A 15,700-nucleotide genomic window follows, 5' to 3' on the forward strand; every position below is an offset into this window, starting at 1 on the left:
CTGCAGGAATCAGCTGTTCAGCGCATACGCCTTCGGGAGCTTCATACCGCGCTCTTCCATGAGGGTGCGCAGGCGGGTGGGGTAGTCGGTGATGATGCCGTCCACGCCGAGGTCCATCAGGTTTGCCATGTCGGCGGTGGTGTTGACGGTCCACGGGATGACGGGCAGGCCGAGCTTGTGGGCTTCGGCGATCATCTGCGGGGTGACGGAGCGGAACGTGGGGGAGATGACGTCGTAGCCCTGCGCCTTGGCGGCCTTGGCGAGGGATCCGCCGTAGGTGTCGATGTCGATGCCGCCGAGGTTGGGGCTGGCGCCGGGCTTGCCGACCTCGAGCCAGGCGTCGCCACTGGAGAGGGCCACGAGGGGCAGCTGCGGGGCGATCTTCTTGGTCAGGTTCAGTGAGGACCAGTCGAAGGACTGCACGGTGGTGCGCTCGGACATGCCGGCCTTGTAGATCTCGGTGACCACGGCCTTGGTCAGGGCTTCCATGCCTGCGCCGCCGGACTTGCCGGCCTCCACTTTGGTCTCCACGTTGAAGCGGACCTTCTTGGCGTCGTAGTTGCGGGCGAGCTGGTAGACGTCCTTGAGCTCGGCGATCTTGTTGCCCTTGATGACCTGCTGCTCCGGGTAGCCGGTGAGCTGGCTGAAGCCGCAGTTCAGCGTCTTGATCTGGGCCAGGGACAGCTCGGCAACACGGTCGCCGACGTACGGGAATTCGGCGTCGCGTGGGGTGGCCGCCGCGGTGTCGACGCACTTGTTGGCCTGGATGGTGTCGTCGTGCCAGACGATCACCTTGCCGTCGTCGGTCAGGTGGGTGTCCAGCTCGAGGGTGGTCACGCCCAGCTTCAGCGAGTTGCCGAACGCTGCCAGGGACTCCTCGGTCCACTCGCCGCGGCCTCCGCGGTGGGACTGCAGGTCGAAGGAGCCGTTGCTCTCGTCGGTCCTAATGGCTGTTGTTGTCGCCGTCGGCACCGTTCCGCCAGCGTTCGACGACGGCGTGCCGGCGTCTGCGGTCGGGGCGGCGACGGCGGGGCTCGCCAGGGCGGCGATGAGCGCGGCGGCGGCCGCGGCGGTCAGGACTGTGCGCATGGGAATGGTTCCTCCTGGATGAGACCGGTGCCGGCGCTGGGCCGGCTGACCCGTCCACGCTACGGAGGCCAGATGGCGCTGGGTGTGCGGCGAGTTGGATGGGAGGTTAACAAGTGTGCTGATGGTCTGCAGCGGAACGGGGCGCCGCATTTCCCTTCGGGGCCGAGAGGGTCAAGAGCGTTGACGCACGCTGTGAGAACCTGTCGAAGTCGGCGGTAGGCGCGGATCTTGGCGGAGCATTGGGGCCTGCAGGAGCTGGAGCGACTCGAATGCCGGGGTGCCCGGGTCCGCGGTGTACATCAGGACGCGTTGCCCGGAATCGTCCGGCAGTGACAGGACCTCGAATTGGAGCTCCAGGGGCCCAACTTCCGGATGGTGTATACGTTTGAGCCCGGACATGCAGTTCGCCACCGGGTGCTTGCCCCACAGGGCTGCGAACTCTTCGCTTTTCATCGTGAGCTCGCCGACCAGCGAGGCCATCTCCGGATCGTCCGTGGTCCGGCCGGCCACGAGCCGGAGGGAGGCGACCGCGCGGGTGGCTTCCTCCTTCCACTCGGAGTAGAGCTCGCGGGTGTGGTGGTCGAGGAAAAGCATCCGCGTCATGTTTGGTCGGGCCGATGGTGTCCCCGGGGCGTCAAAGTCCAAGTGTCCGGCCACGAGCCGGTGCCCGATCTGGTTCCAAGCCAACACTTCGCTGCGGCGGCCCAAGACGACAGCGGGAGTGGCCGCCAAGGACGTGATCAGACGCAGCGTGCCTGGCCGGACCTTGTCCGGCGTGGTCCGGGTGCGGCGCTTCGCTTTGACCGGCCGGGCAAGCCGGAGAAGGTGCGCCCTCTCGTCGGTGCTCAGGTTCAGGGCGCGGGCGATGGCCTCGATGACGGCCTCGGATGCGTTGTTGCTCAGGCCCTGCTCCAGGCGTGTGTAGTAGGTGTTGCTGACTCCGGCGAGCATGGCCAGTTCTTCCCGCCGGAGGCCGGGCACGCGGCGGGTTCCGTAGTTCAGGAGGCCGACGTCCTCGGGGCGCAGGGCGGCCCTCCGGATCCGAAGGAACTCTCCCAGTTCACTGGCGTTAGTCATGGACCCCATTCTGCCGGTGAAAGCGAAACCGTGCCTGTCACTGTCAGGGGTACCCACGAGGGGGCGTGGTTGATCCCTCCGGCTTCCTTGAGGCTGGGTTGGTGAGAGGCCGCCAATGCGGCCACCCCTGCAGACAAGGACCACCCACATGACCACGCAACCGGACCTGACCACCGGGGTTGGCGCCCCGTCGTCGCCCCAGGCCGAGAACCCAGCACCGGGCAAGATGACCGGGCGCCAGCGGCTGGCGCTCATCGTCCTCCTCGCGGCGAGTTTCACCCTCGCCGTCGACTTCTCCATCCTCAACGTCGCGCTGCCGACCATTGGCGCCGACGTTGGCTTCTCGCTGGAAAACCTCCAGTGGGTCGCCACGGCCTTCGCCCTCTGCGCGGCGGGCCTGACCCTGCTGTTCGGGAGGGTCGCAGACCTGGCCGGGCGCCGCAAAATGTTCCTGATCGGCATGGCCCTCCTCGGCGCCGCGTCCGTGGCCGGCGGCTTGGCCGCAGACCCCGCCCTGTTGCTGATCGCCCGCGTCGGGCAGGGCATTGCCACCGCAATCGTCGTGCCCGCCGCCCTGTCGCTGCTGCTCAGTTCCTTCCCGGAAGGGCCCCTGCGGGATAGGGCCCTCGGCCTCAACGGATCCCTCATGGCTGCAGGCTTCACCACCGGCGCCATACTCGGCGGGCTGCTGACCGATCTGCTGAGTTGGCGCTGGGCGTTCTTCATCAACGTCCCCGTCGCCGTCGCCGTGCTCCTCATCGCTCCCGCCGTCCTCGCCGAAAGCAAGCCCACCACGCAACAGCGGCTGGATGTGCCCGGCGCCATCACGGTCACCCTCGGCCTGCTGGCTCTGATCTTCGGGCTGACCAACGCCGCCGAGCACTCCTGGACCGACCCGTTCACGCTCGCATCCCTCGCGGCCGCCGTCGTGCTTTTCATCGCCTTCGCCGCCGTCGAACACCGCGCCCAGTCTCCGCTGGTGCCGCTCGGCATCCTGAAGCGCTCCGCCGTCGCATGGGGGAACATCGCAGGCGTCCTGGCATTCGTCACGGAAACCTCCCTGGTGTTCCTGTTGACCCTGTACCTGCAGCAGGTCCTCGGCTACACCCCGCTCGGCGCAGGACTCGCCTTCGCTGTGCTGGGCCTTGGAACGGTGTTCGGTGGCGTCCTGGGCCCGAAGGTGATCGGCAAGGTGGGCAACAAGAAGGCCATCGTGTACGGCTTCATCGTTCAGGCCATCGCCACCGGCAGCCTTGTCCTGCTCAGCGCCGACCCGGCCTCCATAGTCCTGCTCCTGGCCGCCACGTTCGTCGGCGGTGTCGCCAACCTGATCGTCATCGTCGGCTTCATGGTCACCGCAACGTCCGGGCTGCCTGACACCGAACAGGGCCTCGCCACCGGCCTGGCAACCATGAGCCAGCAGATCGGCATCACCATGGGCATCCCGGTCATGAGCGCCATCTTCACCGCCCGGATCGTCACCCTCGGGGCAAACGATGTCCCGGCCGTCCTTAGCGGCGTCACGGTCGCCATAGGGGTGAACGCCGGACTCTGCCTGCTGGCCGCACTGCTCGTGGCACTGCTGCTGCGTAAAACCGCCAAGCTGGACTGATCACGCGTTTATGCACGGAGGTAATCGCGTGGTGGACGGCAAGGACACCGAGCACTGGGAAGCTCCGACAACAGGAGGCTCATGCAGCAGATCGGTGCGATCCCCGGGTAGCGGCCCGAATCCGGGAAAGCAGCCACACCGTTCGGGGGACCGGCCAGACGAGGGCGAGCGCCAGCACTGCTACGAGTGAGACTCCGACGTCGGGAAACTGCCGGACAATAACCGCGAGGTGGGTGTCGAACCGGGCGGGGGCGTAGACCAGGCACAGCCACAGTGCGAACCCGTCAAGGGCGAGCGCTGCCGCGCCCACGGCCCACGGCACCCACCGCTTTCGCTTTCTGGTCGGTTTCCGGAGCAGAACGGCGAGGGCCAGCGCCAGGCTCGCCAGTTCCGCGAGCAGCAGGATCAGCGACACCAGCCAGCTGTAGCGCTGGAGCCAGTCCTCTTGCACCACCGCCGGCACCGGCGGCTGCCCGTGGAGAATCCGCAGGATGTTGGTGTCGATGGCCTTGAGCCGGGACGGGGCTGACGTGTCGTTCGCGTTGATGACCAGGGCCACGCCGAGCCGGGAGGCAGGGACCATGGCCTTGTACGTGTGGCTGTTGCCCCATTCCCCCTGGTGCTCCACGAGCAGCGGGAGGCTGTTTGCCTCGGCGGGCGGGCCTTCCGGGCCAACCGACTCCACGAGCGGGCGGGTGAACCAGCCCATGGCGTATTCCTTGGACTCGTCAATCCGCACGTGCGGCTTGAGGATCGCGTCCACGCTTTCCGGCCGGATGAGCGAGCGGCCACGGTACCGCCCCTGGTCCAGCATGGCGGTCAGTTCGTGGCCGATGTCCTCGGCCGAGGAGTACATAGTGGAGGACGGCATTCCGGTGGCGGGGGCGGGCGCGTCGGTCTGCCGCCAGAACGAGCCAAACCACAGTGAATAGCCGGCAGCGGCATTGTCCGAGCGGGCAGCGCCGCGCGTCGGGTGGCTGTGGGCCATCCCCAGCGGCCCGAACACGTGCTGCCGCATGTAGTCCGCGAACGGCTGGCCGGAGACTGTCTGTACCAAGAGGCCGAGGATGTTGAAGTTGGCACTGGCGTAGCGGAATGCGTCTCCAGGCGCTCCGGCCAGCGGCGAGCCCGACAGGCCGCGCACGCCTTCTTCGATGGCGTCCGGGTCCTGGGAGTCGGAGGCTTCGAAGGCCGTGTCCTTGGCCGCCATGCCGCTGGTCTGATGGAGCAAATGGCGCACCGTGATCTCTGCGGAGCGGCTGTCCTGCAACGTGAACCAGGGCAGGTAGGTCCGCACCGGCTCATCCAGCCGCAGCCTGCCGGCCTCGACCTGCTGCATGACGGCCATGGCGGTGAGGGGCTTGGTTGTTGAGGCCAGCAGCACCGGAGTCTGAGGTGTCATCGGCCGGCCGGTGTCGTCGGCGCGGCCGAACGCTGCGGAGTGCACCTGGACCCCGTCTTTTACGACGACGACGGCGGCTCCCGGAAGTCCCATGTCGTCAAGTTGTTCCTTGAGGAAAGCATCCACCACTTCATAGGTTTGCTCGGGAGTGGGAGCGGCAGGTGCGGTCGCCGGGGATCCGGCGGTGACCGTTGCCGGCACGCTGAAACCGAGGACGCCAACCGTCAGGAAGCATGACAGAACAAATCGCGCCGTCCCGGAAATCTTTCGCAGCGTCCTCACAACCGGCCGTCAATTGCCCCGGCGGTGTCCTGTGCGGACCGTGTGGCGGGTCCCCACGAACTGAGCAGGGCAAGGCCTGCGGCGGCCGCCGCGCTGAGCACCACCGCCCCGAGCCAGAGCGATACCGGCCAGCGGATCCCGTCCGCCACCGCAAAAGCCACCAGCTGGCCCGTCCAGACGAGCGCCGCAATCGCTGCCGTGACGGCGGGCAGCCGCCGGCTAAGCCAAACCCGTGGCAGCCGGGCCAGCAGCACGTCCGCCATGATTGCGGCCGTAGTGGCTCCGGCGGCTCCGGCGACGGCGAAGGGGCGGAGGCCCACCATCACCACGGGCAGCCAGGCGGCCGCCGCGACCAACATGGTGACAATCCCGCGGACGGGGCGCCGGGCGGCAGACAGCGTAAAGAGGAAGGGCGCGATGATCAACGCGGTGGTGAGCAGGTAACTGGTCAGGCTGACGACCACCGGCAGTTCCGCCTGCAGGCGGCCAGGGGCGCCCACCGGCGTCGGGATGAAGAGGGCCGTTGGCCCCGGCCGGACGAAGGCGGAGCAGTAGATGAGGAAGAAGGCTCCCAGCCCGGTCATCAGGACGACGGCGAACAGCGCCGCCGGCGTCCACTCAAGGTTCCCGGCGCGGCCGGCTGCCCGGGCGCTTCGGACTGCGGTGCCCAGGATAAGGAAGAGGCTAAAGCCGAGCAACAGGTGGGTGGGGCTGACTAGGGCATCCAGCGAGACTTCGATGCCAAGGATTTCGTGCCAGAGCAGGTCCAGGCCGCCGGCGACGCCGAAGAGAACCACCCCCGCTGCGGTCCCGCGGTAGCCGGGCGGAACGGCCTGCGCGAGCGGCTGCCCCGGTGCCCGGTTCCGCCAGATCACGACGGCGGTCCACGCCGCGGTGGCCAGCATGCCGGAGTAGAGGGCCGCGTGCCACGGCGTGAAGAACGTCTCCAGAGTCGGGAGGTTCAGGTGAGCCCAGCCGTCCAGGAAAACCGCAAGCAGCAGCCAGAGACCCAGGAACTCGGTGACGAGGTCGCGGCGATTATTCGTCACAGTGTTGTCTGCCGTATCGAGCATCGTTGCCCACTTCCACCGAGCTGTCCGGTGAGGGGATGGTACTGCTCCGGCTGGGGCGCTCACAAGGGAAGGACGATCGGCGCGGCACTCACACAGTCCCTAAGCCGCCGCCGCCCCGTCCCCGCCCCGGCCGGTTCTAGCGGAAGATGTTGTAGGGGCTCCATCCTGTGCCGACGATGGTCCGGGTACCCCAGACGCCCTTGCGGAAGGGGTAGTGGGCCAGTCGGCCGTCGCTGAGCCGGCTCATGAGCCCGGAGCTTCCTGCCGTGAATCCGGCCACGCTGGTGGTGCTGTTGACGACGTTCCAGCCGTTGCCCACCGTGCGCCTGGATTCGGCGACGAAACCGCCGGCCCCCGTGGAGCGGTACAGCACCATGCTGCCGTCGGTGCGCTTGGCCAGGATGTCTTGTGCCCCGTTCTGGTCGAAGTCGACCATGGTGAGGTACAGGCCTCTCCAGCCGACACCGGTCCTGATGCGCGGCGTAAGCGATGATCCGCTGCTGTTGCCGTAGTACCAGAGCGTCCCGGCGCCGTCGTAGGCCAGGATGCCCGGGTACCTGTCCGTCGTGCGCCAGCGGCCCACCGTCACGTGGTAGCTGCCCCAGCCGTTGCCGATGGCCCGGGCGGCGGCGAAGCCTCCGCCGGAGTTTCCGGCGTAATAGCTCAGGCGGCCGTCCTGCCACTGAGCGATGATGTCGAAGACGCCGTCGCTGTTCCAGTCCGTTACGAACGCCCGGGCCAGGGTGGACCAGCCGGTGCCGATCCTTTCCCGGGGCAGGAACCCGCCGTTGCCGTTTGACGGGTAGTTCCACAGCACACCGTCGGATGCGGCAGCGACGACGTCGGCCCCGCTGCGGATGGACATCCTGGAGATGGGCGAACCGGTAGCGGTGAAGGTCCAGGTCTTGTCGGCCGCCAGTGCGTTACCGGCAGCATCCTTCACCCCAATGGAGCCGCCCTTGATCGTCGCCGTGTACCTCGTACCCGCCGTCAGATTTGCACTGGGGTTCAGTGTCGCAACCCTGTTCGTGCTGTTGTACGTCACAGCGGCCGGCACCGTCGTTCCGGCCGGTGTCTTCAACGTGAACGTGGCCGACGTGACCGTCGAGGCAGTCATCGGCTCCGAGAACGTCCCCGTCACATTCGCCGTCACCGCCGCACCGGTCACACCAGCAGCCGGAGACGTACCCGTCACCGTCGGAGCCGTCGTATCACCGCCACCACCATCGTCGTCGCTGGGGTCGTAATAGTGCCAGTACCGGCTTGTGGCGTTCACATCGGCGAGCACCAGCAGACCGCTGTTGGCCGTGCCCCGCGCCGCACTGTTGAGGTTCTGCTTCGTCGACGTCACGTTGTGAACATACTGGTCGGCGTCCACGATACGGGCCGTCTTCGCGGTGGTGAAGTCGTCGATGTCGTCCAGCGGCGCGGACTTCTCGTAGATCGCGCCCCCCGACGTATTACAGGCGCCAGCGTTGATCGTGCCACTGGGCTTCGGATAGGTGGCGAAGGTACGCACTCTCGGAGGACTCGTGCTCTCGTCAATCAGGACGACCACCCGGTTGGGGCACTCCGCCACGGTCGCTATCGTGTGCGCCGACCATTCGGATGTCGCACTATTCAATGCCAGCAGCTGGATCAGCGGCTGAGACGCCGCCGTGAACGCCGTCTTAATCGCGGCGAAAACCTGGCCACCCGAGGAGTCCAACCACTTCAGGTTCATGTGGTCATCACTGCTGCGCTGCCCCTTCACCGCCGCCACAGGAGCGGTCCAGGCGGTGTTCGACGCGCCATCGACGTGGTAGCTCCAGTACATGCCGTCGTTGGCGTCACCGACCTGCCGGCTCCACAACACACCTATCCTGCCGGGTCCGAACGCGATCACAGCCGACGTATCGTCTACAGAGACGTTGCTCAGCGACGCAGGATGCGGGAACTCCGTCCCCCACGTCCTGCCATCCGTTCCAGTGGCGTTCAAATAGATCCGGTTCCCCTGCTGCCACGTGGCCCACAACCGGCCAGTCGAGTCCTTATCGATGGTCAGGGCTTCAACGCTGTGGTTGTTGATTCTTGAGGAGTCCCGCAGCGTGTAAGTCTTCGTACTCGAGTTGTAGCTGTAACGCCGCATCGTCGTGGGAAAGTTCGGCTGAGCCGGCAGGCCGTCGTTGACGAACCGGTAGCTCGCCACATGCAACGTCGTTCCGTCCCACAACACGTCATGATGAGTGTTGGCCCGCGTGTCCGTTGCCACGCCCGTATCGACCCACGAGCTCGTCGCGGCATTGAACCGGAAGATATGAAAGTCCGCGCTGGAAGTGTCCCACAGGTTCCCCCACCAGACCCCGTCGTTGAACCACAACCCGCTGGTTGCCCGCTTCGAACCCGTCGGCGTCCCCGTCCCCGTATGCGAGGGACCCTCAACGCCAACGTCACCCGGGGCAGCCGACGCCGCAACCGGCACCATTAGGCCACTCAGCGCAAGCAGCAGCACTGTCAGCAGTGCATGGAGCCCCAGATTCCGCGACCCGCGGCGACGGAGAGCTCCTCGCCGCAACGTTGCTTCCCGGAGTTGAACGTCGACCTGTATCGGGATGGTCACTAGCCTCACCACTCATCGGAGTTGTTTGCCTATGCCAGTCCCGACCAACCCTTCCCGGTTGGGTACGGGAAATTGAAGCGCCTGCTGCTGCGGTCCTGGCAACTTGCGTGCACTCCCCCCTCGGAACATGTTCGACTGAGTAAGTTGTAAAAAGCTTGGGAATTCCTGTAGCGGCCTCAGTCGGCCTCTAGATCCCTCCGTTCACAGAGTTCGCCCCGAAACCGCCTCGTGCGCAAGACTGTTGCCGTGAGCAACCCTTCCCGTGCCGGACTCGCGGTGGCCGGCCTGAGCCTGGGCACGTCGCTGAACCCGCTGAACTCATCGATGATCGCCGTCGCCCTGGTGGTGCTGCGCGAGGATTTCAGGCTCGACGTCGCCACGGTCACCTGGGTGATCACCGCCTTCTACATCACCTCGGCCGCCGGCCAGCCGCTGATGGGCCGGTTGGCCGACAGGTTCGGGCCCCGGCGGCTCTTCATGCTCGGCATGGCGCTGGTGGCGGTGACCTGCGCGCTGGCGCCCTTCTCGCCCAACTTCGTGTTCGTCTGCGTCGCCCGCGCGCTCATGGCTCTGGGGACGGCGACGGCGTACCCGAGCGCCGTCGTCATGGTCGGTGCCCTGGCCAGGCAGGCGAACTCGACCTCCACCCGGCCGCTGGGGCGCATCCAGATGGCCAACACGTCCGGGGCTGCCGTCGGCCCGGTGGTCGGCGGGCTGCTGGTGAGCCTGGTGGGCTGGGAGGCGCTGTTCCTGATCAACGTGCCGCTGGCGCTGGCCGCCCTGCTCATGGTGCGAAGGTTCGCCCCGGCGGACCACGCGCGGGAGCAGGGCAGCGCGGCCAGCCTGCTGCGCGACTCGGACATCCCCGGCATCCTGGCGTTCGTGGGCGGCATGGTGCTGCTGCTCATGGGGCTGCTGGATGCGCTGCCCGGGCTCCGGTGGTGGCTGCTGGGCGGCGCCATGGTCCTGGCAGTGCTGTTTGCCTGGCGCGAGCTGAGCTTCGGGAAACCGTTCCTGGACCTGCGGCTGCTCGGCAGGAACCGGCCGCTGCTGCTGGTGTACCTGGGCTTCACGGTGTTCAGTGCCGTCTACTACTTCGCGTTCTTCGGGCTGCCGCAGCTGCTGCAGGAGGCCGCGGGGTACGACCCCGGCCTGGTGGGCGTGCTGATGCTGCCGCTGGCGGCCATGTCCGTCGTCATCACACCGCTCGCCGTCCGCGCGATCGACCGGTCCGGCGTGCGGCGGGTGCTGATTGCCGGCGTCGTGCTCCTGAGCGTGGCGGCAGCGGCACTCTGGCTCCTGACGGCGTCCTTCGCCGTGCTGCTGGTGCTCGCCCTCACGGCCCTGATGGGCGTGCCCTACGGTTCGGTCAGCATCGCCTCCAACCAGGGGCTGTACCTCTCCGCGGCGCCGGAGGACAAGGGAGTGGCCGCCGGGATCTTCCAGACCTGCCGGTACGTCGGGGCCATCGGCGCCACCGTGATGATCGGCATCTTCTACGGCAACGGGGTGAACCAGGAAAACTGGGGCCGCATGGTGCTGGTCATGCTCGGTCTCTGCGCGGTGACGTTCGTGGTGGCGCTGCTGTGGCGGGAGCGGAAGACGAAGTAGGGGCCGCTGCCAATTCCATTGCCGGAGCAGTGCCGCGGTGGGAAAATGATCGGATAGTTGCACCCACAGAGCCCGAACGGCCGGCGGGACAGGACGGATCACAGGGACATACCCACCGGCGGACATATCGCGCTCTTCTCGACAGCCCGGCGCAGTGCCGGGCACTGGGGCTCGGCCGTAACGCTGAGACCAAAGCCAAAGACGGCGCCAATTGGGGATGACGCACGACCTCCACGGGAGGAATGAAGATGCTGCAGAGCCAATGCCGCATGAAAGTCGACGCGGGAGCGCCGCAGCCATGACCGTACAGCCGAAGAACCGCCGCCTCCGCGTTTCGGACGTCACCGTTGTTGACCATCCCACGCTGAAGAAAGCGCTCGGCGGGACCATCGTGGGCAACACGATGGAATGGTACGACGTCGGGGTGTTCGGTTACCTGATCACCACTATGGGCCCGGTGTTCCTGCCCGAAGCAGACGAAGCCGTGCAGAACCTGTTCCTGCTGGGAACCTTCGGGGCCACGTTTATTGCCCGCCCGCTGGGCGGCGTCTTCTTCGGCTGGCTTGGCGACAAGATCGGCCGCCAGAAGGTCCTGGCGATGACCCTGATGCTCATGGCGGCCGCGACGTTCGCCGTCGGCCTGCTCCCGGGCTACGCGGTGCTGGGCATCTGGGCCGCGGTGCTGCTGGTGGTCACCAAGCTGGTGCAGGGCTTTTCCACCGGCGGCGAGTACGCCGGAGCCACCACGTTCGTCTGTGAGCATTCGCCGGACCGCCGCCGCGGCTTCTTCGCCAGCTTCCTGGACATGGGCAGCTACCTGGGCTTTGCCCTTGGCGCGGCGCTGGTCTCCGTCCTTCAGCTGACACTGGGCCAGGACCAGATGGAGGCGTGGGGCTGGCGCATCCCGTTCCTGATCGCCGGCCCGCTCGGCATCATCGCCATCTACTTCCGGATGAAGATTGAGGAGTCGCCGGTCTTCCAGGCAACCCTGGAAGCGGAGGAGGAATCGGCCCGGCACCCGGAGACGGGTGAGGTGCTCGGCGCCATGGGCCCGGTGGGGATCTTCAGGGTGTACTGGCGCAGGATCGTGCTGGCCATGATCCTCGTGGCGGCCGCCAATACCGTGGGCTACGCCCTCACGTCCTACATGCCCACCTACCTGACCAGCAACAAGGGGTATGACGAGATCCACGGGACCCTGCTGACCATCCCCGTCCTGGTGGTCATGTCGCTGTGCATCCCGCTGACCGGGCATCTCTCCGACCGGATCGGTCGCCGTCCCGTGCTCTGGATCGGAGCCATCAGCACGGTGGTGCTGGCGATCCCCGCGTTCCTGCTGATCTCGCTGGGAACCGTTCCCGCAACGCTCACCGGCCTAGCGCTGGTCGCCTTCCCCGTCACGTTCTACGTGGCCAACCTCGCGTCGGCGCTGCCGGCACTGTTCCAGACAGCCCACCGTTACGGGGCCATGGGCATCGCCTACAACTTCGCCGTCGCCATCTTCGGCGGCACCACGCCGTTCATCATTGCCTCCCTCATCCAGGTGACAGGCAACGACATGATGCCGGCCTACTATCTGATGGTCACCTCGGCGATCGCTGCCGTCACCATCTACTTCCTGCCGGAATCGGCCCAGCGGCACCTGCCGGGATCCATGCCAAGCGTGGACTCTGACGAAGCGGCCCGGGAGCTGGTGGCGACGCAGGACGAGAACCCCCTGCTGGACATGGACACGTTGCCCTTTGACAGCAGCTACGAAACCGCGAGGGCGGCGCACCTGGGACATCAGGGGACGGCGGGGGGCCGCTGACGGAGGAGCTAGGCAGGCACGCCCACGTCCGCCGCTTTCGGCTCCGCCTTCACGTAGCCGGGCTCCTCCGGCCCGGGCGGGTAGGCGTGCCTGCGCCCGGTTACCACAATGACGAGTGCGACGGCGACCGGCACCGCAGCGGCGACCGGCACCAGCAGCGGACCTGCTGTGGTGAGGGCGGCCGCGCCGTAGAGCGCGCCGACGGTGATGCCCAGCTGGATGGTGAGGACGGTCAGGCCGTTGGCGGCTTCCCTGTACTCCTCGCCTGCACGGAGGATGGCGGACTGGTTGTAGATGCCGATCGCGCCGAAGCCCGCTCCCCAGACCGCCATGAGCACCAGAGCGCCCGGGACGGTGGCCCCGCCCAGCGGCAGGAGGAGGAACACGGCGGCGATGACCGCCGTCGTGATCAGCAGCGAGCGGCGCGGCCGCTTGTCCACGGTGATGCCGGCGATCCAGATGCCCACCAGCCCGGAGAATCCGAGGATGGTGAGCGACAGGGTGATGCTGTAGTCGGGCAGGCCGGCCTCGCGGAGGAACGGGGCAATGAAGGTGAGCAGCGCGAAGTGCGCCATGAGCATTAGCGGCCACGCAATGGCCACCGGCTTCACGCCGGGCTGGCCGATCGCCTTGCGCAGCGACGGCCGCGGAGCGTCTTGGCGCCGCCGCACGGCGGGCAGTAGCCACAGGGCCAGTCCCGCGAGGACGACGCCGGTGCCCGCCAGCAGGAGGAAGGAGGCCCGCCAGCCGATCAGCCCGCCCAGTGCGGTTCCCAGCGGGGCGCCGATGGCCAGGCCCAGGCTGTTGCCGCTGAAGACGATGGCCATAGCCTTGCCCACTTTGTGGGCCGGAACAATGCGCGCCACGAAGGGGGCCATGGCCGTCCAGAGCAGTCCGTGGGCGATGCCGCCCACCAACCTGGCGGCGAGGGCGGCGCCGAAGTCGGACACCAGGCCCACCAGGGCGTTGCTGACGGCGAAGGTCAGGACCAGCGCCACCAGGAGGATGTGCCGGGGGATGCGGGAGAGCAGCATGGCGGCCGGGATCACCGTGGCCACGATGACGGCGGCGTACCCGGCGGTGAGGTAGCCGGCCACGGGTTCGGACACGTTGAGCCCGGCGCTCATCTGGGGGAGCAGGCCGGAGGGCAGCAGTTCGGTGGTGATGGCGGTGAAGCCGATCATCGACAGCACCAGCAGGGCGCCAAAGGGCATGCGGTCGCGGGCGGGAGCGGGGGTCGCGGAAGACACGGGTGAAGAGTCCTATTCAGGGAGCGGGGAAGGAGCGCGGCGCCGGTTGCCGGTGTCCTCCACCCAAATTACCTGACTTATTCGATGTGAGGCAGGGTCTGTCAGGGCCACCCTCACGGGAATGCCCGGCCGCTCGCTGACGGCTTCGTCACTGCCTCCAGGCCGTGACGGCAAGGGCGCGGCCTGGAGCTACGGCAAGCGCTGTCAACGGCAGCCCGTGGTCCTCAAGTTCCGTCATGGGATCTCGACCGCTTCACCGCTCACGATAATCCCGCCGGCCGGAGGAATGTCGACAGTGAGCACGCTAGCGCGGCCCACATGGCTGCCTTGGTGCACCACCACGCGGCTTGGCGGCTCCACGAGTGACATCAAGCGGAGGTATCCGCCGAAGGCAGCGGCAGCCGAACCGGTCGCGGGATCTTCAGTGATGGTGCCCACCGGGAAGAGGTTGCGCGAGTCGTACTCGCCCGGTCCCATCTCGCAGAGCGTCGTGACGGTGCCGGCCCAGTTCCGGGCATCCATCAGCGTGCGCACGGAATCAGGATCGAAAACGAAGGAGTCAAAGGTGCTTCGTTCTGCGAAGACCAGAATGGGATGCCAGTTTCCGGCAAAGGCGACCATCGGAGGGTACGTAGGGTGCAGGTCGCCCCGGTCCACGCCGAGCAATCCGAGGAGGGTGGCTAGAACACCGTCGGGGAATTCGGCCACCCGCGGCTCAACGCTTGTGAAGCGTGCCGTCACCGCTGCGGCCTGGCCCACGGTCTCGATAGTGACAGGTCCCACCGCAGTGTCGAAGATAAAGGTCCCCGTACCGTCGCGCCCCGACAGTGCGACGGCCAAAGCAATCGTGGCATGGCCGCAAAACGGCACCTCGGCAATAGGGGAGAAGTACCGGACGCGGTTTCGGCGGACGTCTCCGTCAACCCGTGCCTCGGTGACGAAGACAGTTTCCGCGTATCCGATGTCGGCCGCGATGGCCTGCATCCGGGCGTCGTCGAGCCGGGTTGCGTCCAGGACTACTCCCGCCGGATTTCCCCCGTCGGGGGTGGTGGTGAAGGCGGCATAACGCAGTACTTCCGAGCTCGGTTCCATTCCGACATCGTCGCACAGCGTCCGGCCCCTGCCCGTAGGCGATGCCGCGGCATGGCCAGCCTGGTCCGGGGGTTGTTACCCGGTGTCCGGGGGACGACGAGGCGTCCTGGCTGGCCCTGGCCCGTGAAGCCCTGGACTTCGTCCGGTCTCCGCACCATTGACCTACGGCGGGAGTGCATCGCTCGTGGCGGGCAGCGGTCAGCCGATCCGCTCGGCCAGGGCCACGATGATCCCCTCCGGGCCGCGCACGTACGCCATCCGCCACATGTGCTCGTACTGGCCGATGCCGCCGACAAGCCCGTAGCCGTCCGCGGCCAGCTGGTCGACGGCTGCTTGGAGGTCGTCGACCTCGAAGGACACGTTGCGCAGTCCAAGTTCGGTGGACATCGCGTCGGGAGACCCGGGCTGGTGGTCGGGTCGAATGAAGCTTGACAGCTCCACGCCAGCGCCTCCGTCAGGCGCCCGCAGCATGACGATCTCGCTGCGGGAGTGGGGGATGCCGATGACGGTGTCCACGAACTCGCCCTCCATGAGCATCCGGCCCTCGACCTCGAGACCCAGCCCGACGAAGAACGCCGTTGTTCTGTCGATGTCCGCCACCGTGATGCCGACATGGTCGAAACGCCGTATATGTGTCATGAGAGCCATCCTCCGGTCAGTGTCCGCCCTTGACCACGAAGTGCGGCATGCGCCCTCCCGATCAGCCGTGTTGGGACCCATGCTAACGCGCCGTCCCCGCCGTCGTCCCCGGTGGCTCGGTCGCGGTCTGGACCGTCCCGCCGTCGTCCCCGCCGCCGTCCCGG

The 15,700-nt window shown here is 67.2% G+C and carries 11 protein-coding genes; 3 read left to right on the forward strand and 8 right to left on the reverse strand.

The window, feature by feature from the left end:
* Window positions 1-9: 9 nt before the first annotated feature.
* Together CXQ90_RS09525 and CXQ90_RS09530 are read right to left on the reverse strand one after the other, a co-directional pair.
* Entirely contained in the window at window positions 10-1,089 is a 1,080-nt protein-coding gene (locus CXQ90_RS09525) for a glycerophosphodiester phosphodiesterase family protein (RefSeq protein WP_104138717.1), read from the reverse strand.
* 171 nt (window positions 1,090-1,260) lie between these two features.
* Window positions 1,261-2,166, reverse strand: coding sequence for a helix-turn-helix transcriptional regulator (locus CXQ90_RS09530; RefSeq protein WP_104138718.1), 906 nt, complete (start codon window positions 2,164-2,166; stop codon window positions 1,261-1,263).
* A 226-nt stretch (window positions 2,167-2,392) separates the two neighbouring features.
* On the opposite strand from CXQ90_RS09530, the gene CXQ90_RS09535 reads away from it, so the two are divergent.
* Window positions 2,393-3,778: an MFS transporter gene (locus CXQ90_RS09535; protein ID WP_104138915.1), complete on the forward strand. Its 1,386-nt coding sequence runs from the start codon at window positions 2,393-2,395 to the stop codon at window positions 3,776-3,778.
* 79 nt (window positions 3,779-3,857) lie between these two features.
* Here the strand turns inward: CXQ90_RS09535 and CXQ90_RS09540 are convergent, their stop codons facing one another.
* The 3 genes from CXQ90_RS09540 to CXQ90_RS09550 all read right to left on the reverse strand — a co-directional run bounded on the left by CXQ90_RS09540 (window position 3,858) and on the right by CXQ90_RS09550 (window position 9,134).
* Window positions 3,858-5,381, reverse strand: coding sequence for a serine hydrolase (locus tag CXQ90_RS09540; RefSeq protein WP_258064449.1), 1,524 nt, complete (start codon window positions 5,379-5,381; stop codon window positions 3,858-3,860).
* A 77-nt stretch (window positions 5,382-5,458) separates the two neighbouring features.
* A complete protein-coding gene (locus tag CXQ90_RS09545; protein WP_104138720.1) occupies window positions 5,459-6,535 on the reverse strand; it encodes a hypothetical protein in 1,077 nt (358 codons plus the stop codon).
* A 136-nt stretch (window positions 6,536-6,671) separates the two neighbouring features.
* A complete protein-coding gene (locus tag CXQ90_RS09550) occupies window positions 6,672-9,134 on the reverse strand; it encodes an Ig-like domain-containing protein (protein WP_258064450.1) in 2,463 nt (820 codons plus the stop codon).
* A gap of 246 nt (window positions 9,135-9,380) precedes the next feature.
* On the opposite strand from CXQ90_RS09550, the gene CXQ90_RS09555 reads away from it, so the two are divergent.
* Both CXQ90_RS09555 and CXQ90_RS09560 read left to right on the forward strand, forming a co-directional pair.
* Window positions 9,381-10,745: an MFS transporter gene (locus tag CXQ90_RS09555; protein WP_104138920.1), complete on the forward strand. Its 1,365-nt coding sequence runs from the start codon at window positions 9,381-9,383 to the stop codon at window positions 10,743-10,745.
* Window positions 10,746-11,043: 298 nt separating this feature from the next.
* Window positions 11,044-12,555 (forward strand): MFS transporter, encoded by a 1,512-nt coding sequence (locus CXQ90_RS09560; protein WP_181038503.1) that lies wholly within the window; start codon window positions 11,044-11,046, stop codon window positions 12,553-12,555.
* A gap of 8 nt (window positions 12,556-12,563) precedes the next feature.
* Here the strand turns inward: CXQ90_RS09560 and CXQ90_RS09565 are convergent, their stop codons facing one another.
* The 3 genes from CXQ90_RS09565 to CXQ90_RS09575 all read right to left on the reverse strand — a co-directional run bounded on the left by CXQ90_RS09565 (window position 12,564) and on the right by CXQ90_RS09575 (window position 15,536).
* The gene (locus tag CXQ90_RS09565; protein ID WP_104138723.1) at window positions 12,564-13,805 is read right to left on the reverse strand and encodes an MFS transporter; all 1,242 of its coding nucleotides are present in this window, start codon (window positions 13,803-13,805) and stop codon (window positions 12,564-12,566) included.
* A gap of 234 nt (window positions 13,806-14,039) precedes the next feature.
* Complete coding sequence (locus CXQ90_RS09570; RefSeq protein WP_104138724.1) at window positions 14,040-14,897, reverse strand: PhzF family phenazine biosynthesis protein; 858 nt, start codon at window positions 14,895-14,897, stop codon at window positions 14,040-14,042.
* Between the two features lie 198 nt (window positions 14,898-15,095).
* Window positions 15,096-15,536: a VOC family protein gene (locus tag CXQ90_RS09575; protein WP_104138726.1), complete on the reverse strand. Its 441-nt coding sequence runs from the start codon at window positions 15,534-15,536 to the stop codon at window positions 15,096-15,098.
* Window positions 15,537-15,700 lie beyond the last annotated feature (164 nt).

Origin of the sequence: Arthrobacter sp. ZGTC131, from assembly GCF_002929275.1 — a bacterium.
Classification (GTDB): domain Bacteria; phylum Actinomycetota; class Actinomycetes; order Actinomycetales; family Micrococcaceae; genus Arthrobacter.

What these genes read in the sequence shown, in the direction of transcription:
- CXQ90_RS09575 (WP_104138726.1), bottom strand. Translation starts at nt 15,536, where the DNA reads ATGACACATATACGGCGTTTCGACCATGTCGGCATCACGGTGGCGGAC.
- CXQ90_RS09545 (WP_104138720.1), bottom strand. Translation starts at nt 6,535, where the DNA reads ATGCTCGATACGGCAGACAACACTGTGACGAATAATCGCCGCGACCTC.
- CXQ90_RS09570 (WP_104138724.1), bottom strand. Translation starts at nt 14,897, where the DNA reads ATGGAACCGAGCTCGGAAGTACTGCGTTATGCCGCCTTCACCACCACC.
- CXQ90_RS09535 (WP_104138915.1), top strand. Translation starts at nt 2,393, where the DNA reads ATGACCGGGCGCCAGCGGCTGGCGCTCATCGTCCTCCTCGCGGCGAGT.
- CXQ90_RS09525 (WP_104138717.1), bottom strand. Translation starts at nt 1,089, where the DNA reads ATGCGCACAGTCCTGACCGCCGCGGCCGCCGCCGCGCTCATCGCCGCC.
- CXQ90_RS09560 (WP_181038503.1), top strand. Translation starts at nt 11,044, where the DNA reads ATGACCGTACAGCCGAAGAACCGCCGCCTCCGCGTTTCGGACGTCACC.
- CXQ90_RS09530 (WP_104138718.1), bottom strand. Translation starts at nt 2,166, where the DNA reads ATGACTAACGCCAGTGAACTGGGAGAGTTCCTTCGGATCCGGAGGGCC.